Annotated in this window: 17 protein-coding genes; 5 read left to right on the top strand and 12 right to left on the bottom strand. The window is 44.5% G+C overall.

Annotated features, from left to right (window positions below):
- Positions 1–6: 6 nt before the first annotated feature.
- From OO016_RS02725 to rnr, 3 genes are read right to left on the bottom strand one after another with little or no spacing between them, the layout of a single operon-like run.
- The gene (locus OO016_RS02725; protein ID WP_266010622.1) at positions 7–681 is read right to left on the bottom strand and encodes a LysE family translocator; all 675 of its coding nucleotides are present in this window, start codon (positions 679–681) and stop codon (positions 7–9) included.
- A gap of 10 nt (positions 682–691) precedes the next feature.
- Positions 692–1,375 (bottom strand): head GIN domain-containing protein, encoded by a 684-nt coding sequence (locus tag OO016_RS02720; RefSeq protein WP_266010621.1) that lies wholly within the window; start codon positions 1,373–1,375, stop codon positions 692–694.
- Between the two features lie 49 nt (positions 1,376–1,424).
- Positions 1,425–3,611 carry a ribonuclease R gene (rnr, locus tag OO016_RS02715; RefSeq protein WP_266010620.1) on the bottom strand — a complete coding sequence of 729 codons (2,187 nt, stop codon included), beginning with the start codon at positions 3,609–3,611 and terminating at the stop codon, positions 1,425–1,427.
- Positions 3,612–4,175: 564 nt separating this feature from the next.
- On the opposite strand from rnr, the gene rpiB reads away from it, so the two are divergent.
- Genes rpiB through OO016_RS02700 form a run of 3 tightly spaced genes read left to right on the top strand, consistent with a single transcriptional unit; the run spans position 4,176 to position 5,972 of the window.
- Positions 4,176–4,607 carry a ribose 5-phosphate isomerase B gene (gene rpiB, locus OO016_RS02710; protein WP_266010619.1) on the top strand — a complete coding sequence of 144 codons (432 nt, stop codon included), beginning with the start codon at positions 4,176–4,178 and terminating at the stop codon, positions 4,605–4,607.
- Between the two features lie 7 nt (positions 4,608–4,614).
- Positions 4,615–5,523, top strand: a complete 909-nt coding sequence (locus OO016_RS02705) for a cation diffusion facilitator family transporter (RefSeq protein ID WP_266010618.1) — start codon at positions 4,615–4,617, stop codon at positions 5,521–5,523.
- A gap of 5 nt (positions 5,524–5,528) precedes the next feature.
- Complete coding sequence (locus OO016_RS02700) at positions 5,529–5,972, top strand: GNAT family N-acetyltransferase (RefSeq protein WP_266010617.1); 444 nt, start codon at positions 5,529–5,531, stop codon at positions 5,970–5,972.
- A 10-nt stretch (positions 5,973–5,982) separates the two neighbouring features.
- On the opposite strand, the gene OO016_RS02695 is transcribed toward OO016_RS02700, so the two are convergent.
- The 6 genes from OO016_RS02695 to rnpA all read right to left on the bottom strand — a co-directional run bounded on the left by OO016_RS02695 (position 5,983) and on the right by rnpA (position 12,497).
- Positions 5,983–7,470 (bottom strand): acyl-CoA synthetase, encoded by a 1,488-nt coding sequence (locus tag OO016_RS02695; RefSeq protein ID WP_266010616.1) that lies wholly within the window; start codon positions 7,468–7,470, stop codon positions 5,983–5,985.
- Positions 7,471–7,490: 20 nt separating this feature from the next.
- A complete protein-coding gene (locus OO016_RS02690) occupies positions 7,491–8,552 on the bottom strand; it encodes a Gfo/Idh/MocA family protein (protein WP_266010615.1) in 1,062 nt (353 codons plus the stop codon).
- A gap of 63 nt (positions 8,553–8,615) precedes the next feature.
- Positions 8,616–9,476 (bottom strand): fructosamine kinase family protein, encoded by an 861-nt coding sequence (locus OO016_RS02685; RefSeq protein ID WP_266010614.1) that lies wholly within the window; start codon positions 9,474–9,476, stop codon positions 8,616–8,618.
- Complete coding sequence (locus tag OO016_RS02680) at positions 9,476–10,489, bottom strand: MBL fold metallo-hydrolase (protein ID WP_266010612.1); 1,014 nt, start codon at positions 10,487–10,489, stop codon at positions 9,476–9,478. Before OO016_RS02680 ends, OO016_RS02685 begins: the two co-directional genes overlap by 1 nt.
- A gap of 9 nt (positions 10,490–10,498) precedes the next feature.
- Positions 10,499–12,127 carry a S41 family peptidase gene (locus OO016_RS02675; RefSeq protein WP_266011932.1) on the bottom strand — a complete coding sequence of 543 codons (1,629 nt, stop codon included), beginning with the start codon at positions 12,125–12,127 and terminating at the stop codon, positions 10,499–10,501.
- Positions 12,108–12,497, bottom strand: coding sequence for a ribonuclease P protein component (gene rnpA / locus OO016_RS02670; RefSeq protein WP_266010609.1), 390 nt, complete (start codon positions 12,495–12,497; stop codon positions 12,108–12,110). Before rnpA ends, OO016_RS02675 begins: the two co-directional genes overlap by 20 nt.
- Positions 12,498–12,622: 125 nt before the next feature.
- Here rnpA and OO016_RS02665 point away from each other — a divergent pair, with 125 nt between their 5' ends.
- Entirely contained in the window at positions 12,623–14,473 is a 1,851-nt protein-coding gene (locus OO016_RS02665) for a CBS domain-containing protein (RefSeq protein ID WP_266010607.1), read from the top strand.
- A 3-nt stretch (positions 14,474–14,476) separates the two neighbouring features.
- Complete coding sequence (locus tag OO016_RS02660) at positions 14,477–15,676, top strand: succinylglutamate desuccinylase/aspartoacylase family protein (protein ID WP_266010606.1); 1,200 nt, start codon at positions 14,477–14,479, stop codon at positions 15,674–15,676.
- Positions 15,677–15,699: 23 nt separating this feature from the next.
- Here the strand turns inward: OO016_RS02660 and OO016_RS02655 are convergent, their stop codons facing one another.
- From OO016_RS02655 to OO016_RS02645, 3 genes are read right to left on the bottom strand one after another with little or no spacing between them, the layout of a single operon-like run.
- The gene (locus tag OO016_RS02655) at positions 15,700–17,544 is read right to left on the bottom strand and encodes a M1 family metallopeptidase (RefSeq protein WP_439649306.1); all 1,845 of its coding nucleotides are present in this window, start codon (positions 17,542–17,544) and stop codon (positions 15,700–15,702) included.
- A gap of 11 nt (positions 17,545–17,555) precedes the next feature.
- A complete protein-coding gene (locus tag OO016_RS02650; RefSeq protein ID WP_266010604.1) occupies positions 17,556–19,196 on the bottom strand; it encodes a S8 family peptidase in 1,641 nt (546 codons plus the stop codon).
- Positions 19,197–19,216: 20 nt separating this feature from the next.
- On the bottom strand, positions 19,217–20,074 hold the full coding sequence (locus tag OO016_RS02645) for an SMP-30/gluconolactonase/LRE family protein (RefSeq protein ID WP_266010603.1): 858 nt from the start codon (positions 20,072–20,074) through the stop codon (positions 19,217–19,219).
- Positions 20,075–20,077: the final 3 nt, after the last annotated feature.

Raw genomic sequence — 20,077 nt, 5'->3', positions numbered from 1 at the left:
TTTATGCTAGTTCCGCTCTTCATTGATCATTTCAATACCCCTTTCAATATTGAGTTTATCCTTGGGCAGGAATCCTTTCGTAATTAAAACCAATCCGCAAATGACCAGGATAATACCCAGCACTTTTTTTACCATTCGAATCCGCTCTACTGTTAATTTAGACCTCAACTGTTTGGCTAGAAGAATTTTGATCATATCCACGGCTAGATATGCTCCAAGCATTGCCCCAAAGAAGACCATGATGCGGTTGGGGTTGTTATCCAGGCTTGGGCCCACAACGATAATAACGCCCAACCAGAAAACCAGAACACCTATATTTATGAAATTTAAGAGGAAGCCCTTAACAAAAAGGCTTAGGTAACCCCCTTTTCGGGGCTTGATGTCTGATTTCCCTTTTAAACTTTCCCGGTTAAAATAGATGGTTATACCGTACAGAAGCAGGATTACCCCTCCAAAGACGTATAGTCCCGGCTGGTTGCTGAGGTTTTCAAGCAACTGGTAACTACTGAAATAGGCAATGACTAAAAATATGATATCGGCCAGGATCACTCCCAGGTCGAACACCAGGCCAGCACGGAAACCTTTGGTAGCTCCTGTTTCGAGTAAGACAAAGAAAACAGGGCCAATCATAAAGCTTAATAATAAGCCTAGTGGTATTGCCGCCTGAATATCTTCGACCATGGGTTAATTTTTACATCCGGGTTATTTTACCGCCAAAGACTGTTTTCTCGTCCATTTTCGCAGGATCCCCAAAAACCAGGACCTGGCCCCCGGCTTTCACCGTTGCTTTAACGTAGTTGGTAGCATAAATTTCAGCCCTGGATCCGGCATTAACGTTTACCGTACTGAATTCTGTGGTAAAGGATTTACCCAGATATTCCCCTCCTGTATTGATCTGTACATCCTGGTTGGCCGAAGAACCATTGGCTTTAATAATCCCTCCCGAAACACATTTAACCAGAAACTGCTCAACCCGTGCCTGAATTTCTATTTCGCCTCCTTCCTGTGCCTTCACTTCCAGCACCTCTTGTTGAAAAGTTTCCTCTGAGCTTATCCGCGCATCCTCATTTACGTCTATAACTATAAGGGGCTGAGCAAAATAAACATCTACAAAGGTTCGGTAACCACTGAAGAGTTTGTCGATCTGCATGCGTATTTTCAACACTCCATCGTTATTAACAATAGCCACCTTATCAGTGTTTGCGCCGGTTATTACCGCCTTGTTCTCGTTGGCTGGTATTAGGTTAACCGATATTCCATCAAAGGCTTTTATTTCCCTAAACGCTTGTAATTGCTGTGTGGTCTTATCCTCCTGAGCATTGCCCTGAATAAGGGATAGGAATACGAAAACCAACGATGCAAGAAGTGTTTTCATAACTCTGAATTTCGCTAACCGGGATGTTTGTTCCTGCTTATTTTAATTGCTAATCCAGTGCGCGTATGAGGCTGAAGTCGAGATGCCTTCTTACAAGGTCGGTATCCTTAACGCTGACTATTACCTCGTCACCTAATTGCAGGACTTTGCCTGAACGTTCGCCGATTAGGGCATACTGCCTTTCATCAAAGGTATAATAATCATCCTTTAAATCCCTAATCCTGACCATTCCTTCGCACTTATTTTCGATGATCTCCACATAGATACCCCATTCCGTTACCCCGCTGATCACCCCTTTAAATTCTTCACCCTGGTGGTTCTGCATAAACTTAATCTGCATGTATTTTACAGAATCCCGCTCTGCCTGCGCGGCCAGGTTCTCCATATTAGAAGCGTGTTTGCAGTGCTCCTCAAAAGGTTCGGGTTTAGGTGATTTACCTCCATCAAGGTAGTGTTGCAGCAACCTGTGCACCATAACATCCGGATAACGTCTTATGGGAGAGGTAAAATGGGTATAATAATCAAACGCCAGGCCGTAGTGGCCAATATTTTCGGTTGTGTAAATAGCCTTGCTCATACTTCGAATGGCGAGGGTGTCTACTAAATTCTGTTCCCTCTGGCCTTTCACATCCTCCAGGAGCTTGTTTAGAGAGGCGCTAATGGACTTTCTGCTCTGAAAGCTGATCTTGTGTCCAAAACGGGAAACAATACCGTTAAGGGCTATTAATTTCTCTTCATCAGGTTCGTCGTGAACCCTGTAAACAAATGTATGTACAGGCGTTCTTTTACCTATAAATTCAGCTACTTTTCTGTTGGCCAGCAACATGAATTCCTCAATAAGCTTGTTGGCGTCCTTTGCTTCCTTGAAGTAAACACTTTCCGGTTCGTTATCCTTGTCCAGGTTGAATTTCACTTCAACCTTATCAAATGTTATGGCCCCGGATTGCATTCTTCTGCTACGCATCTTTTTCGCCAGCTTATCCAAAGTTTTTACAGCGAAAACAACCTCATCACCAACCGCATATTCCCCTTCCCTGATGGAAATATTTTCAGGTATTTTATTGCTGCCGGTTTCTATGATGTGCTGCGCCTCCTCATAAGCAAAGCGTTCATTGGAATTGATCACGGTCTTCCCGTACCATTCCTTTACAACCTTTGCATTGGCATCCATCTGGAAAATTGCAGAAAAAGTGTACTTCTCCTCATTTGGCCTCAATGAACAGGCCTGGTTGGATAAAACCTCCGGAAGCATTGGCACTACCCTGTCAACCAGGTAAACCGAAGTAGCTCGTTCAAAAGCTTCATCCTCGAGAATGGTATCGGGTTGTACATAGTGAGAAACATCGGCAATATGTATCCCTATCTCATATTTAGCCCCTTCCAGTTCCCTGAAGGATAACGCATCATCAAAATCCTTGGCATCTCTGGGGTCTATGGTAAAAGTGAGGACATCACGCATATCCTTCCTTTTGCGGATCTCGGACTCTTGAATCCTGGTATCCAGCTTTTTGGCGTAGTGTTCCACTTCTAAGGGAAAGGTATAAGGCAGGCCGTATTCTGCAAGAATCGCATGTATCTCCGTGTGATGTTCTCCAGGCTTACCAAGGATCTCAGTTATCTTACCCCTGGGTGAATCCTCGTTTTCTTCCCACCGGTAAATTTCAACCAGCACCTTATCGCCGTCTTTAGCTTTGCCAATCTCCTCCCTGGGGATGAAAATATCCGTATACATTCTGGAATCGGTAGGCCTTACAAAAGCAAAGGTTTTTTGCATATCCACAATACCTACAAAGGATGATTTTTTGCGCTCTACAATTCCTTTTACCTCTCCCTCTAATTTCTTGGAACGTGTTTTAGGGTATACATACACTTCAACAGTGTCGCCGTGAAAAGCACGATTAACCCGATTTATTGGAATAAAAACATCCTCCTCCAGTTTATCAGAAACCACATAAGCATTACCTCTGCCTGTAATTTCAATTTTACCTTCCACCACATTCCCTTTAGATAAAGCTTTATATCTTCCTCTTTCGGGTTGTTGAATGCGTTTTTTTTCGGTAAGTTGACCTAAACGCTTGATTAACAGATTTCTGCCCTCAGTATCTGTAATTCCTATCTTACTGGCAATTTGCTTATAGTTGAAGCTTTGTCTGGTATTGGACTCCAGGACATTGAATATTCCCTTTGTAATCTCATTCCGTCTGTGATTCTTAAGCCGTTTCTTTTTCTTCGACATTCTATCAATTTGCGCTGAAAAGTACGAATTATAATCGTTAGCATAGAGTTTAAGGATCGCTATTGTCTACAAATAAAGCTTATCCACATTTGTATAATAACTTTATTATTTTTTCTAAATTTTATAATTCGTTTTCTATTATGATAGGCTGTTAATTCAATGGAAAAAAAGATAACTAAAAACTTGTTTTAGTAAATACATTTCAGTTATTGACAAATTATTAATGCATTAGTTTCTATAATTCAGTTATTTACTACTTTTTTCAACCATATATTATACCTTGTATTAACATAAAATTTTTGATAAGTAATTAGTTTTATATTGTTGATAATACAAAGAATGCGGTTGATTATTCCAGACTAATTTTTAAAAAGTAAACTTGCTTAATCTGAAGTTTTTATTCAGTGTCTTTTTTGTTCAAATAACAAAAAAATAATAGTAAAGAGTTATTAGCAGGATATCAACAGTTCCAGGGGAAATAATCAAATAAGATCTTAACACCCTCTTCGTATACAATTCCTGCATCTATTCGTAAATTTGTATAAACCTCTAAAACTTACAGTCATGAAAATTGCAATCGGTAACGACCACGCTGGAACGGAATACAAACTGGCTATAGTGGGCATGCTTAAGTCTATGGAAATTTCTGTGGTAAATTACGGAACCGATGGCACTGATAGTGTGGATTACCCGGATTTCATCCATCCGGTTGCCCGGGATGTAGAGGAAAATAAAGTAGATCTGGGTATAATTATTTGTGGTAGTGGAAATGGAGCTTCCATGACAGCCAACAAACACCAAAAAGTACGTGCGGCTTTGTGCTGGAACAAAGAAATCACAACCCTCGCAAGAGAACATAATGACGCTAATATCCTTAGCCTTCCTGCTCGTTTTATATCACTCAACCAGGCACTGGAAATGGTTCAGACCTTCATTAACACACCCTTCCAGGGTGGCAGACATGAAAGACGTGTAGAAAAAATACCCTGTTCCTAGTTTAAGCATGCATCAGCATAACGGACATAATCATTCCCATAGAGACCTGAAGGGACGTAACCTGATCATTTCAATTTTACTGAATGTTCTGATTACTGTTTCTCAGTTTATCGGGGGTATTATTTCCGGAAGCCTGGCACTTTTATCAGATGCATTACATAATTTCAGTGATGTACTTTCTCTGTTGGTTAGTTATATAGCCACGGTCTTGTCTAAAAAAAAGGCCTCCACTAACAAAACCTTTGGATATAAACGGGCAGAAATTATTGCGGCCTTTGTGAATTCTGCGACCCTGATCGTGGTGGCAGTCCTTCTTATAATTGAATCTGTGGAACGTTTTATGGATCCGCAGCCCATAGGGTACAACCTGGTTATCTGGTTGTCACTGCTGGGAATCCTGGCTAACGGCTTCAGTGTCCTTCTTTTAAAGAAAGATTCAGACCACAACATGAACATGAGGTCTGCCTACCTGCACTTGCTGACAGACATGTTAGCTTCTGTTGCGGTACTTGTGGGAGGTTTGCTGATGAAATTCTATGGGCTCTTCTGGATAGATCCGCTGCTCACCGTTCTGATCGCTATCTACCTCATTTATATGGGTTACGACCTGCTAAAGGCCTCCACAAGGGTTCTTATGTTATTTACCCCCCAAACAGTGGAAATACAGCAGATTGTAACAGCAATTTCTCAGCTTCCACGGATTAAGAATGTCCACCATGTCCATATATGGCAATTAAATGAAGAGGAAGTGCACCTGGAGGCACATATTGATTTTACAGACGATATAAGTCTTTCTGAATTTGATATTATCCTGGATAGAATCGAAGAAGTCGTACATAAATATGGCATTAACCATGTTAATATCCAGCCGGAGTTTGGTAAATGCGATAGCAAACATCTGATAGTTCAGGACTGATACCTATGGATTTCATTGTTAAATCATTTGATGAGCTTTCAACACATGAATTGTACCAGCTGCTCCAGCTCAGGAGTGAAGTATTTGTGGTTGAACAGGATTGCGCTTATCAGGACGTTGATGGAAAAGACCAGATAGCCTTGCATTTGATGGGAATTGAAGGAGATAACCTTTTTGCTTATACCCGTATTTTCCCTCCCGGAGCCTATATGGATAGCGCATGTGTTGGCAGGGTGGTGGTGAAGGAATCTAAACGCGGTAAATCTTTAGGGATTCAACTAATGAAGGTTGCAATAGATACGATACATGAAAATTACAATACTTCGGAGATTGCGCTTTCTGCGCAGACCTACCTTAAAAAGTTTTACTCTGATCTTGGTTTTACTCCGGTAGGGGAGGAGTATCTCGAAGACGGCATCCCCCATATACTGATGGTAAAAACCACCTAGACTAACCCCTTCAGGAAGAAATAAGTATTTTTTTTACTTCGGCTTTGGTTACTTTTCCAATAACATTTCTGGGTAGTTCATTTGTAAAATGGATGATCCTGGGAATTTTATATCCAGGTATAGTCGCTTTCAAGTATTCCTGAAGTTGCTCAGCAGATTTGCATATTTTAGTTACTACCAGCGCACCAACCAGCTCTCCCCACTCCTCATCAGGCAAACCCACAACAGCACAATCAGAAACATCCCTGTGTTTTCTTAAGGCTTCTTCTATTTCCAGGGCTGATATTTTATAACCACCGGATTTTATAATATCGACACTGTCCCGACCTAAAATTTTATAGGAACCTTCATTCCAGACAGCAATGTCTCCGGTGCGAAACCAGCCATCCGGGGTAAAGGCGTCTTTTGTAGCTTCAGGCCTGTTCCAGTATTCCATAAAAACGCACGGCCCTTTTACCTGTATTTCTCCTTGCTGCCCCCTGGGAACTTCATTTTCAGATTCATCTACCAGTCGCAGTTGTACGCCAGGCAAGGGAAGGCCTACATGTCCTGATTTCCGCTCACCCTTATAAGGGTTAGACAACCCCATTCCAATCTCTGTCATCCCATAGCGTTCAAGGAGAAGATGCCTGGAAATCTGCTCCCATTTCTCCATAACGCTTACTGGCAATGCCGCAGAACCGGAAACCATTAATCGCATTTTAGAAGCAGCTATACTAAGTATATTTTGTTCCTTTTGTGGTTGATCTGCCCAGTATTTAATCAACTTAAAATAGACCGTTGGAACAGCCATAAACAGTGTGAGCCTCCCCGATTTTATAATCTCCCAAACCCTTTGAGAGTCAAATCGCGCCAAAAACTCACAACATGCGCCACTCCACAAAGCACAACTCATTACATTGATAATTCCATGTACATGATGCAAAGGCAGGACGTTCAAGATATAATCTGTTTTTTCCCAACACCAGGCCTTGACCAGAGTGGTTATCTGGCATTCTATTATCTGGTGGGTACTGACCACACCTTTCGGTTTACTCGTGGTTCCGCTGGTATACAGGATCATTGCACGCCTGCGGGGATGGATATCAGGAAGTCTGCCCGGGACAGCTTTTACCAATTCATTCCATTGCAGTAAAGCAGTTCCTTTGGTACGGTTTAATGACGCCAACTTTTTTTCAAATCCGGGTCCGGCTATAAGGACGCTGGCTGCAGTATCATCCAGAACATATTGCATTGACGGAAGCGGATGTAATTCGCACAAGGGCACGGCTATGCCACCGGCCATCCAGACACCCCATTGCACAGCCGTATATTCAAATGAAGGGGAAACCAGGAAAGCCACCCTGGCTTCGTTAAGGTCATTTTGTCCTTCCAGCAGCGATGTTGCAATTTGGGAAGCGGTCTGGAGCAAGTTCGCATAGGTATAGGACCGCCCTTCAGAAACCAGGGCCTCCCTATTGGAAAATGCTTCAGCGCGTTTAAATAAATCCAGCCCCATAAGACATTGAAAGTGAACGATTATAGAAAAACGGTTTTGCCCGTTCTGACGGACTGATCTGCGGCAAGCACAATTTTCAGGCTGTTTATTGCGTCCCTGAGGTGATCACTTAAATCCTCATCTTCCCGTATAGCCTTCAGGAAGGCCTGCTGTTCCAGAAGGCAAAGATCGTCATGCTCGGGCTCCTCACTAGTGTCTACAAAATGATCTTCCTTCAAAAACTTATCATTTTCACCAAGGGTACTGTAATGAACTTTTAAGCCCCCCGTTTTGGTATGACCTTCTACATCATCTGAGCCCCCTTTTGCCTCTTCTACTATAGACACACAGCCTTTAGGTCCCATCACATCTTTGACAAAAAAAGCCGTTTCACTAACCATGGGCCCCCAGGCGGCTTCATACCAGCCCACTGATCCATCTTTGAAGCGTACCTGCAACTGCCCGTAATTGTACATGTCTTCATGGATTTCTCCTGAAAGCCTGGCACCAATGGCGCTTACGCTCAGGGGCTCGGAACCGGTCATCAAACACATAATATCTACATAATGGACACCACAGTCTATTATGGGCGACATAGACCTCATAAGTTGTTTATGTGTATACCATTGTTTACCAGAGCTTTGCTGGTTAAGGTTCATTCTCATAACCAGGGGAGATCCCATCTGCTTTGCAATGGAGACGAATTTAGCCCAGGCCGGATGCACCCTCAGAATGTAACCCACCATCAATTTTTTACCTTTCTCCTGTGCCAGGGAAACAAGCATTTCTGATTGTTCCACGGTAAGGGCCATTGGCTTTTCTACAAAAACATGGGCATTAAACATTAATGCTGTTTCAACATATTGCGCATGGGTGTCAGGATAGGTGTTGATGGATACAGCATGGGGTTTAGTGGCCTTCAGTGCTGTTTCAAAATCCCCAAAGGAGGGCTTACCCCCCAATTCCCCAGATAGTTTTTCCCGGCTTTCGGGCTTCCGGCTCACCAGTCCCACTATTTCAAAACCTTCGAGTTCTTCATAGGCCCGTGCATGGCTTGTCCCCATGTTTCCACAGCCCACAACCAGCACACGTATTTTCTCCATGGGCTTTAAGTTAGGATATTTAAAGGAAAGTTCAGCTTCTAATGGAGCGGTTTTGGAGGTTCATCAGAAATATTGCTCCATGATATTTTTCACACTGCTATAATATGATCTACCAAACAGGTTGAGGTGAACCAATAGATAATAAAGTTGATATAACCGGGTTTTATCTTCTTCATTTTCTATGTCCCCGGAGTTTTCATTATAAGCATGATAAAACCCCGATCCAAAACCCCCAAAAAGCCGGGTCATGGCCAAATCCACTGCCGGGTCGCCATAGTAAACGGCCGGATCTATTAAATAAGGTTCTCCCGCTGTAGAGATCAGGTAATTACCGCTCCAGAGATCGCCATGCAACAAAGCTGGAATTAGATCTTTGAAGTATGACGACAAGGTCTCAATCATCCGCCCGGCTTCTGGAATTTCACCTTTGCTTATTAAGTTGCGGGAAGCAGCCATTTGCATCTGAGGCACGAGCCGTTCCTGCACGTAAAATGAAATCCAGGAAGAATGCTCACTGTTGGATTGTGGCAAACTTCCAATAAAATTATCAGAGTGATATCCGAACTTTTCCGATGTGGTTTTATGCATGATCGCCAGTTGTTCACCCAGCGTTTCCATTTCCCCTGGTGAAGGGCTTTTAGATTCTATAAACTCCATGCCCAGGCAAACCTTAACGCCAAAGTCCTCACAGAAATAAACCTCCGGAGCTTTTATTATCCCCGTATTGCGGATCTGTTGAAGCCCAGTCATTTCTGCAAGCAGCATTTCCAACGCATTCGTGCCCTGCATAAATTTGCAGAAGAGCCTTTCCGTCGAAGTTTCGAGGAGGTAAGCCTCCGCGATATCTCCGCCGGAAACAGATCTCGTCCTTATGATTGGCGCCCCTAATACAACCTGGAGTTTTTCCTTTATTTCGGCTTGCATTACATAGGGAAGGTTTGATGTGTTTCGGCGATTTGGTATCCGGCCTGCCGGACTTTTTGATAAGCAGTACTCAGGGGATCCAAAAGCGGATTGGTATGGTTAAAGTGAATAAAATACACCTTCGCTTTTTCTTCTTCCGGAAGCCTCTTGAAGCGATTCATGCTCTCTACCACAAATGGATGTGGAATCTCGCTCATGTCCCTGTTGTTTAATTCATTTCCGTCATAAAAAGTAGCATCCAGGAAAGCGTAATCTACCTTCCTGATGAGCTCAACAATATCCATTTCCCAGTGTTGCCATTTATCTATATCTGGAATAAACAATGCTTTTTTATTGGGTCCGCTGATAACAAAGCCAACGGTTTCAGAATACTCATCGCGGTGTGGCACCAGCAATGGCATTACAGAAAGCTGATGGGTCAAATTAATTACCGATTGGTGCTGAATGCCTTTTAATTCAATATTCCCCAGGGAAACCAATTGGTCCCACGGACCATTTTCCTTAAGAAAACCTGCCATTTTTGGCATGGCGTAAACCGGGATGTTGCGGGTATTACGAGCCTCCCTCCCCAGCTGCATCAGTCCTGTATAATGGCCCATGTGCGCATGGCTAAGGAATACACCTCCGGGCAAGTCAAAATCCGGATAAGGGACATACTCTTTGATGATTTCAAGCTGCCTGACAATATCTGGAGTGGCTTCAAAAAGAAAACTTTGTTCTGCAATGGCATCAACAAGCCCCAGGGACACCACGTTTTTGTCTGGATCTTTGATTCCCGCGTATTTAGAGCAACAGCTTTTCTCACACCCCAGTTGTGGCAGCCCCGCATCCTGCACGGTGCCTAATACTACCAAAAAAGGGCTTTCTGTTAGTGTTGCTTCCGAGACATCGGCTTCCCCTGATGCATTCTTACAGGAACCCAGCACCAACAATCCCAATAACGCAAAGGTCAGCCGCCAGATAATGACACAGGAAAAAGCTGCTGGCTGGGGCTGGATAAGGGCAGGCTTCACAACCAGCAATTAATTGAGAATTGAGGTATATCCTTTGGTATCCTTCAGGATGGAGACCGCCTCTTTAACGGCCTTGTCGGTATTGAGGTAATACCGGTAGAGGCCATCGCGATAAAAGTATCTTTTGATGATTTCATCTTCAAGGCTTTTCCGGATCTCTTCCTGATACCGGTCAATTGCTCTGATCTTCTCAAGCTTTATCTGTTGCATCAGTTCCTGATAGCGATCAGTCATTTCATCTCCCAGCAGAGCGGTATCTTCTCCTTCTATTGCTTCCCGCAAGGCTTTTTCAGTTTTGGTTTCAAAGTTGAAATCGCTTTCCTGAACGTGTTTCTTGAAGGCATTGAAGTCAGCATCAGAAAAGCTGAAGCCTTCAAGCTCATCTATCGTATTCTGGTAATAATATTGGGTAGCATAGTCAAACACCAGGTTGTTGTTTTGCAAGGCCTTGGTAAGCGCATTGCTTTTTAATTCGGGTATTTCAATGTCGGGCATAACACCACCCCCGTCCTGTACTTTCCTGCCATTGCGTGTGGTGAAATCCTGGAATTTCGTATTGCGGGTTGCTTTTCCCTGTTCATCCCGGTTCCAGTAGTCAAGGGCCTGGATACATCTCCCGGACGGGGTGTAATACCTGGATATGGTAACCTTGAGCTGGGTCCCATAAGTGAGCTTAAGGGGTCTTTGCACCAGGCCTTTTCCAAAACTACGGGCACCCACAACAACAGCCCTGTCCAGGTCTTGCAAACCACCTGAAACAATCTCACTGGCTGATGCACTTCCTCCATCGACCAGTACAACCAGAGGAATGTCTACTTCCACCGGGTTATTCCGGGTTCGGTATTCCCTGTTGAACTTCTTCACTTTGGATTTGGTCGTAACGATCAGTTCCCCTTTGGGAACAAACAGGTTCGTAATTTTTATAGCTTCACTAAGCAAACCGCCGGGGTTGCCTCGCAGATCCAGGATTAACCTTTCCATACCCTGGCTTTTCAGGTCGAGGAGGGCACTTTTGGTTTGTTCGCTCGCTTTCGCATTAAAACGGGTAAGGACAATATAGCCTGTTTTATCATCAGCCATGCTGTAAAAGGGAACCGCATCAATCTCAATGGCTTCCCGGGTTACAGTAGTACTTTGTGTTTTTCCCTGCCTTTTAAAAGTAACTTCAACAGAAGTATTGTTTGCCCCTTTGAGCAACTCTGTGGCATCATCCTTGAAATCGGAGACTGCAATCCCCCCAATATTAATAATTTCATCCCCGGCCTTAAGTCCGGCCTTATCCGCAGCATACCCCTGGTAAGGTTCAATGACGAGCAACTTGTTTTCATAGGAACGAACCATGGCCCCTATACCCGAATATTCACCGGAATTATTGATTTTATAGGCTTCTACATCCTGTTCGTTGAGGAAGCGGGTGTATGGATCAAGGTCGTCCAGCATGTTTTTAATAGCCGTGTCCATTAATTCACCGGGGTTTGTATCATCCACGTAATTCATGTTCAGCTCTTTGAACAGGGTGGTGAATATCTCAATCTGCTTGGCAATCTCGAAGTAGTCAGATTTAAAACTGCTTCCCACTATCACCAGTGCAATCGCCAGAATAGGCACAACAATACGCTTAGGCATCTTTACTCTCATCATGTATCTCTTTTAAAAATCGCAATAACAAATCCTTCATCGCCTTTTCTACCTGCCGGTAATCCGGGCTTTCTTTTCCAAGATATAAAAATAGCAAGGCATAGTTTCCCTCCATCTTGTTAAATATGGGCCCCTTGTTGATACGATAGGCCTCCCGCATGAGCCGCTTGATCCGGTTTCGCTTAACCGCAAGGCGGATTCTCTTCTTAGGCACAGCCATTGCAGCCTGGCACTTTACATTCTCAGGCAAGCTGGTTTCAAGATAAATCAACTTCAGGGGAAATTGCTTCAAGTTTGAACCCTCCTGAAATACTTGCTCAATCAATTTTTTACTGCTGAGTCTTTCTTTTTTGGGAAAGGAAAAAGCCATAGTGTTCAAAAGTATAAATTATTTGAGCGCTGCTTTGCCTGACAATTATCATATTTAGTGCCGGAATAGGATTTTACCTTGCATACCTATATATTTCTGATTATTTGCATTAAACGCGGCGTTTTATGGGAGAACTGAATGTAAAAAAGCTTTCCGGCTCATCGGACAAGATAGAATATATTGACCAGCTGGTGGCAGACATTGAAGCTCTGGACAAAATGCTGAAAATGGGCATGTTTGAAAACAGCCCTATACGGATTGGGGCGGAACAGGAATTTTGCCTCGCAGATGAATCCTGGAACCCTTCAAACAAAGCCGAAAAGGTTCTGGAGGAAATTAATGATGATCACTTTACCAACGAGCTTACCCGTTACAATCTGGAAATAAACCTGGATCCATATCTACTGGAAGGGGATTGCTTTTCAAAGTTGCATGAGCAACTGGACAGGTTGTTGCTAAAAGCAAAGGAAGCGGCCGATAAGGTTGGAGACAGAATTATACTTACAGGCATCCTTCCTACTATAGACACTCCGTTTTTAGGCATGGACTATATGACACCCATGCAGAGATACCGTGTTTTAAATGATGCCATAAAATCAATTCGAAAGGAAGATATTGAACTCCACATCAAAGGGGTTGATGAGGTGAACCTGCATCATGACACTATTCTGTACGAAGGATGCAATACCAGCTTCCAGTGCCATCTGCAAATTGATCCGGATGATTTTGCCAACTCTTATAACTGGGCACAAGCCATTGCTGGCCCTGTTCTCTCTGTATGCACCAATTCTCCTTTACTCCTCGGCAAAGAATTATGGGAGGAAACCAGAATTGCACTATTTACCCAAAGTGTGGATACCCGCGCCAGCACTTTCATACTGAATGAGAAGGAATCCAGGGTAAGTTTTGGCACGGACTGGGTTTGCTGTTCGGCAGCAGACTTCTTTAAAGATGCCGTTATTCAATTCCGGAGCCTGATAAGCACAGACTTCGAGAGCGATAGCCTTACCGAATTGGAATCTGGCAAAACACCCAGGCTCAGGGCGCTGCAATTGCATAATGGAACCATCTACAAATGGAATCGGGTATGTTACGGGGTGGCGGATGGTAAGCCACACCTCCGGATAGAAAATCGCTACCTGCCTTCAGGCCCCACAACTGATGATGAAATTGCCAATATGATGCTGTGGGTAGGTCTTATGCGGGGCCGGCCCAAAGAATTCGAGGAGGTCCACAAGGTGATGAACTTCAAGGATGTAAAAGGAAACTTCTTCAATGCCGCCCGCTATGGAATGGCGGCACAATTCTACTGGAATGGCGAATTGATCAGCAGTCACGACCTGCTTTTGGATCACTTGTTGCCAATGGCCTTCAGGGGTCTATACAGCATGGGGGTATCACCAAGGGATGCGGAACACTATTTGTCCATCATTGAAAAAAGGACACGGTCCAATAATGGTTCAAGGTGGATGGTTGAGGCCTACCGTAAATTAGTGAAGCACCATTCCGTTCCGGACGCTTTGAAGATTCTGGTGGCCACAATGCATGAGCGTAAAGAAAAGAAATATACAGTGGATGCCTGGCAGTTGCCCAGGGGTGATGAATACGAAGTGCCAGAGAAGAAGCGCGTGGTTCGCGATTTTATGACCACAAAGATCTTGTCTGCCCAGGAAAATGACAGCGCTCAGCTTGTCCTGAAAATGATGGAGTGGAAAAATATCCACCACACACCCATTCTGGACAATAATCTGGAATTGGCCGGATTGTTGAGCTGGACTGATGTTTCGCACTACCTGGATAAGCCGGAAGATTTGAAAAAAAGCATCCGATCCTTGATGAAAACAGACCTGATCACGGTTAATGCTGATACACCCCTGGATGAAGCTAAATCCTTAATGGAAAAGAATAATATTCACTGCCTGCCGGTGGTTAACGGAACAAGACTGGTAGGAATTATTACTTCGAATGACATCTGAATTATGGCCAACAGCCCTGTAAAAGAAATGGAAGTGGAAACTTCCCGTATTATTGGGAAGCTGCAAGGGAAAGAGTCCGGGCCAACGGTTATTTTTTTTGGAGGAATCCACGGCAATGAACCCTCCGGGGTGCAGGCCCTTGAACAGGTATTTACAGAAGTCGATAAACTGGGGATCGATATTCGGGGGACGGTTTATGGCATACGAGGAAATATCCCGGCCCTTAAGCAGGAGAAACGTTTCCTGTCTTTCGACCTTAATCGCATGTGGACCCGAAAAGGTATTGATGGCCTCAAGAATAACCATCAGGAAGAACGCCGAGATGAAGAAAAGGAAATGGAGGAGATATATCGCTTCCTTAAAGAGGTATTAGATTCCAAACCCCCTCCCTATTATTTTATCGATTACCATACTACCTCCAGCCAGACCCTGCCCTTTATTACTATCAATGATGCAATGATCAACCGGAAATTTGCCCGGTTGTTTCCTGTTCCGGTGATCCTGGGCATAGAAGAATACCTGGAAGGCCCGCTGCTGAGTTATATCAATGAAAAAGGCTATGTTACGATCGGTTTTGAATCCGGGCAACATTTTAAGGAAGAATCGGCGGCGAACAGTGTTGCTTTTACATGGTTAACGATGATGATCACCGGGATTATGGAGCCACATCCTGAGATAGACAAGAAGGCATTATGCCGTCAGCTACAGGCATCAGCCCAGGGTAACCGCAATTTTTATGAAGTAATCCATCGGCACAAAATTACTTCCGAAGACAAATTTGAGATGATTTTGGGGGCACAGAGCTTTGAGCACCTGGAGAAAGGAACGCGGTTTGCCAGACATAACGGGGAGATAATCAGCGCGGAGAAAGACACCATTCTTTTTATGCCACTATACCAGGACCAGGGCGAGGAAGGATTTTTCCTGATCCGAAAAATCCCCAAATGGGCCCTGCGTTTTTCAGCCTTCCTCAGGCATATCCGGTTCGACAATTTCCTTACGTGGCTCCCCGGGATCAATCGGGTTTCCGAAAGATCAGAATCCCTTATGGTTAACCTCAAGGTGGCGCGGTTCTTTAGCAAGCCGTTTTTCCACCTGCTGGGTTACCGGGAACGTGTTATAGACAGGACACATATGGTCCTCTATAATCGGGAGCGTGCTGCAAAAAACAGCATGTACGAGAAAACCAGCTGGTACAAGTAGGCTAACTCAATTTAGGCCTTTATTTAAGGCCGCTGCCAGAGGTTGTTATCCGGATTTATGTCTGCCATCAACTGAGAAGGATCTAGCAGGATAGCCCGTACATTGCTCAAAGGCTTGTTTACCGTAAACGTATAAGTAGGCATTGCCCAGGGCCAATCTGGTAAAACCGTTCGTGAAATAGCCGGGTATGGATTTCCCTTTTCGCCACGCATCATACGCAGAGGGGCGTAAAAAGTCTCCCTGCTGCCGTCTTCATAGACCACCAGGATATCCTGAGGCATGGGCATAAGCCCTATTCTTTCCAGCACTATCTGGGTTGACTCTTCATTACCGGTTACTTCCTTAATGCCGTAATCTATGGTATTGGTGGTTTGGGTCCAATCCATGAGATACCAACCAAGGTGGAGATCCGTTAGCTTTTCAGCTGTGCGAATGATGTCATTAGGGGTTGGATGCTTAAACTGGAACAGCCTGTAGTATTCCCTCAGGGTTTGCATTAGTTTATCCTGTCCGATCACATATCCCAGCTGCGCCAGGAACACGGCACCTTTGCTGTAGGCTGAAGCCCCATAGGCTGCATTGTATTCATAACGGTCAGAATGGGTAGTTTGCGGCTGTTCTTTCCCCGATCCAACCAGTCTGTAATACCCGTCGTAGGAACCGGCAAATGGATTTTCATTTTGTTGATCCATGATGCTGTTCATGCACAGGCTGGAGATAAAAGAAGTAAATCCTTCGTCCATCCAGGCGTGTTTGGATTCATTGGTAGCCAACACATGCTGAAACCAGGAATGGGCCAGTTCGTGTACCATTACCCCAACGAGGCTGTTGAAGCTTCGCTCTCCGGTCACCAGTGTGCTCATGGCGTATTCCATGCCGCCATCTCCCCCCTGAATAACCGAATATTGCTTATACGGATAAGGGCCTACATTTTTGTTGAAGAAAGTCATGGCTTCAGCAGTTTTCGGCTGAAGCTTTTTCCAGTTGTCAATGATTTCCTCCTTGTTCTTGTAAAAGAAATGCAGGTCAGGCCCATTTTCCATTTCCAGAGTGTCATGGATATAATCGGGATCGGCAGCCCACATAAAGTCGTGCACATTGGGTGCTTTAAAATGCCAGGTGAGGGTCTTTCCTTTTACCCTGGGAACTTTGGTGCCAGGGGCCTGGTATCCATGACCAATTTCCTGTGGGTTTTGCAGGTAACCTGTCCCCCCCACAACATAGCGCTTGTCTATAGTAAGCTTTACATCAAAATCCCCCCACACACCATGGAATTCACGGGCTATATAGGGGTGGGCATGCCAGCCCTCAAAATCGTACTCTGCCATTTTGGGATACCACTGGCTCATGGAAAGGGCTACACCCTCCCGGTTATTACGCCCTGAGCGGCGGATCTGAAGCGGTACCTGTCCCTCGAAAGTCATATCCAATTGGGTGCTACCCCCGGCAGGAATGGGCTCTGCCAGCTCTACTTCCAGGATGGTTCCTTCAAGCTGATAGGAAACTGCTTTACTGTCCTGGAGCAATGAAGTGGCGCGCATGTAGCCAATTTCATCTGGCTTCAGGTCTGCAATACGGCTTTCTCCATCAGTGACCATTCGTCTGTCCGGATCTTCAATTTGCTGAAGTCGCATATCCATTTCGCTTCCCGGCTGGAAAGCATTGAAGTACATGTGGTAAAATACCCGTTTCAGGGTTTCGGGAGAATTGTTTGTATAGGTTAGCTTTTGGGTACCGGAGAATGTAAAGTCATCAACATCTACGGTAACATCCATCTGATAGTCTACATGCTGTTGCCAGTATCCGTTTTCCTGTCCCTGAAGTGAAAAGACCCCTGCCAAAACGAGCAGGATCAGGAGAAACCTCATCATATTTTTTATCATTTTGCGAGTTTAATTTTGCCTTGCGCCACTTTGTTAGCCATGATCAGCGCATTGAAGGCATTCACCATTTTTCCGGATTTGCTAATTGCATTAAAAGGCTTGGTGTTATCCGAATCTCCGGCCACAACAACAGAAGCCGTGGCACTAAGGCCAGAATCGATTAAAATCTTTTTTACTTCCGGAGCTGTTAGTTTGGGATAATAGGAACGAATCAGGGCCGCAATACCACTTACTCCTGGTGCAGCCATAGAAGTGCCACCCATGAATTTATAAGTACTGCCCGGAACAGTGGAGTAAATGGCTCCGCCTGGAGCAAACACATCCACATTGCTTTTTCCGTAATTGGAGAATCCGGAAACCATTTCAGAACCATAACTGCTGTCCAGAGAGCCTACGGTAATAACGTTGTCTACCATTTCAGGGTCTGTGCCAATCTGGTCGTTGGGAAAATTCGGGTTTTCCGGAGAATCCAGATCAAGTCCGTCATTACCAGCGGCATGTACGATAAGCACATCCTTAGATGCCGCATATTTAAGGGCATCATAAACCCATTCCGGATTTGGAGAAAAGGACTTTCCAAAACTACAATTGATGATTTGTGCGCCGTTGTCTACCGCGTAGCGAATACCCAGGGCGATGTCTTTGTCGTATTCATCCCCATTAGGCACAGCACGAACGCTCATTATCTGCACATTGTTTGCCACACCATCTACACCCAGTCCGTTGTTGCGTTCCGCAGCAATAATCCCGGCTACATGCGTACCGTGATCTTCATCAGGCACAAGATTCATAGGGTTGCCATTGCCGTATCCAACATCATTCAGTTCGTACGGATTATCGCCTACTTCTTCCCGCCCATTGAAATCCACATTGAGGTAATAATTCACATGTTCTGAAAAGTATTTAATGCCTTCATTGAGCTCCTCCATTACTTCCGGGATGCTTTCGGCATAGGCGTACATTTGCTGAATCACAGATACCTGCTGCGCAAGGGTCTGATCGTCAGTTTTGATTTCGTTTACGTCGTTTTTAGTGTAACTGTCTTTGCCCAGGTGTTTTTTAATGGCCTCGTCCGAACTTTTAACCACCTGCAGGATCTGCTCATAACGCTGCTTATTCTGGAGCATTTCAGGATATTCTGAATCGACCATAGCCCTGGCTTTTGCCTGGTATTCATCACTTCCTATTCCCAGACGAACAATGCGAGCATATTCCAGTTGTTCGTTGTATGAAGTGCCCAGGAAATTGTAGCCATGAACATCATCAATGTAGCCGTTCCCATCGTCATCTTTGCCGTTCCCAGGTTTTTCATCGCTGTTGGTCCATAGTACGCCGTCAAGGTCTTCGTGATTCAGGTCTATTCCAGAATCCAGGACAGCTACGATCACTGTTTTACCCTTGCGGTTACCAATGATTTCCTTATAGGCTTTGTCTACACTCATACCGGGGATGGTATCGGTAAGCAAATCAGCATGACCCCAGGTTTTCTTTTCCTCTTCTGTCAATTCAGCAACTTTCAGGGGTATTCGGTCTATGTTTTCAATTGGCGTAGACACCAATTGTGTTGCCCCGCATCCCATCAGCAGTATGGCTCCCATGATCAAGCCAGCAAAACCAACTCCACTTTTTGTAATCATATATTCAATTTTAGTTAATCTCAATTTGATCTTCTGGGGTAAAGTGCACGGAAAGCTTCCACACAACCCCGGTCTGCCATAGTTACATAGCAGGTTTGCCAATCCTCACCACCAAAAGTGATGTTGGAGGGCTTTTTTCCTTTTAATTCTATTTCATCCAGAATTTTACCTTCAGGAGAAACCACTACCACGGTCCCTTTTTCGAAGCGCGTAATGTACAAATTTCCCTTTTCGTCACAGCGCATACCGTCCAGCCCAAAGTCTTTAAACGAAATGAGCAGTTCCTTATTGCCGATAGCCCCCCCCGGGAGGATATCGTATTTCCAAACCTTTCGCTGTATAGATTCGTTAACATACAGGATATTGCCATCAGGGCTAAGTTCAATTCCGTTTGTAGTTCCCATCTTATCCTCCAACAATACAACATTTCTCTGCTGATCGACCATCCAAATTTTACCCGTATTGATGCTCCAGTCGGGATCTGAAAGGTAAATCTGCCCCTGTCTCCCAAGGGTCAGGTCGTTAGGCTGATTCATATTGGCTTCTTCTGCCCAGACCTCGGGGATGTCAGAACCCCTTGCTACGCGATACACCTTATGGCCTGCATAATCCGCAATAAACATATTACCATCAGAATCAAAGCGTATGCCATTTCCAATACTTCCTTCCGGCAGCTCAAGGAATACCTTGCCTTCGCCAGTTTCATCAACCACCCCTATTGTGCCTTCCTTTTCAAAATTAACAGCAAACAACAGTCTCTCGCTATTAACTGCAGGACCCTCAATGCCCGGAGTGAAGACATTTTCAGTTGTAAAATCCCAGCTTGTTCGGGAATTGGTTTGACAAGCCCCGAAAAGTAGTATTACCAAAAGGAGCATAGG

The organism is Lentiprolixibacter aurantiacus (assembly GCF_026241225.1).
GTDB classification, from domain to species: Bacteria; Bacteroidota; Bacteroidia; order Flavobacteriales; family Flavobacteriaceae; genus Lentiprolixibacter; species Lentiprolixibacter aurantiacus.
The sequence above is the reverse complement of the archived record's forward strand: the minus strand, read 5'-3'. Positions and strand labels throughout refer to the sequence as shown.

What these genes read in the sequence shown, in the direction of transcription:
- OO016_RS02725 (WP_266010622.1), bottom strand. Translation starts at nt 681, where the DNA reads ATGGTCGAAGATATTCAGGCGGCAATACCACTAGGCTTATTATTAAGC.
- OO016_RS02720 (WP_266010621.1), bottom strand. Translation starts at nt 1,375, where the DNA reads ATGAAAACACTTCTTGCATCGTTGGTTTTCGTATTCCTATCCCTTATT.
- rnr (WP_266010620.1), bottom strand. Translation starts at nt 3,611, where the DNA reads ATGTCGAAGAAAAAGAAACGGCTTAAGAATCACAGACGGAATGAGATT.
- rpiB (WP_266010619.1), top strand. Translation starts at nt 4,176, where the DNA reads ATGAAAATTGCAATCGGTAACGACCACGCTGGAACGGAATACAAACTG.
- OO016_RS02705 (WP_266010618.1), top strand. Translation starts at nt 4,615, where the DNA reads ATGCATCAGCATAACGGACATAATCATTCCCATAGAGACCTGAAGGGA.
- OO016_RS02700 (WP_266010617.1), top strand. Translation starts at nt 5,529, where the DNA reads ATGGATTTCATTGTTAAATCATTTGATGAGCTTTCAACACATGAATTG.
- OO016_RS02695 (WP_266010616.1), bottom strand. Translation starts at nt 7,470, where the DNA reads ATGGGGCTGGATTTATTTAAACGCGCTGAAGCATTTTCCAATAGGGAG.
- OO016_RS02690 (WP_266010615.1), bottom strand. Translation starts at nt 8,552, where the DNA reads ATGGAGAAAATACGTGTGCTGGTTGTGGGCTGTGGAAACATGGGGACA.
- OO016_RS02685 (WP_266010614.1), bottom strand. Translation starts at nt 9,476, where the DNA reads ATGCAAGCCGAAATAAAGGAAAAACTCCAGGTTGTATTAGGGGCGCCA.
- OO016_RS02675 (WP_266011932.1), bottom strand. Translation starts at nt 12,127, where the DNA reads ATGAGAGTAAAGATGCCTAAGCGTATTGTTGTGCCTATTCTGGCGATT.
- rnpA (WP_266010609.1), bottom strand. Translation starts at nt 12,497, where the DNA reads ATGGCTTTTTCCTTTCCCAAAAAAGAAAGACTCAGCAGTAAAAAATTG.
- OO016_RS02665 (WP_266010607.1), top strand. Translation starts at nt 12,623, where the DNA reads ATGGGAGAACTGAATGTAAAAAAGCTTTCCGGCTCATCGGACAAGATA.
- OO016_RS02660 (WP_266010606.1), top strand. Translation starts at nt 14,477, where the DNA reads ATGGCCAACAGCCCTGTAAAAGAAATGGAAGTGGAAACTTCCCGTATT.
- OO016_RS02655 (WP_439649306.1), bottom strand. Translation starts at nt 17,544, where the DNA reads ATGAGGTTTCTCCTGATCCTGCTCGTTTTGGCAGGGGTCTTTTCACTT.
- OO016_RS02650 (WP_266010604.1), bottom strand. Translation starts at nt 19,196, where the DNA reads ATGATTACAAAAAGTGGAGTTGGTTTTGCTGGCTTGATCATGGGAGCC.
- OO016_RS02645 (WP_266010603.1), bottom strand. Translation starts at nt 20,074, where the DNA reads ATGCTCCTTTTGGTAATACTACTTTTCGGGGCTTGTCAAACCAATTCC.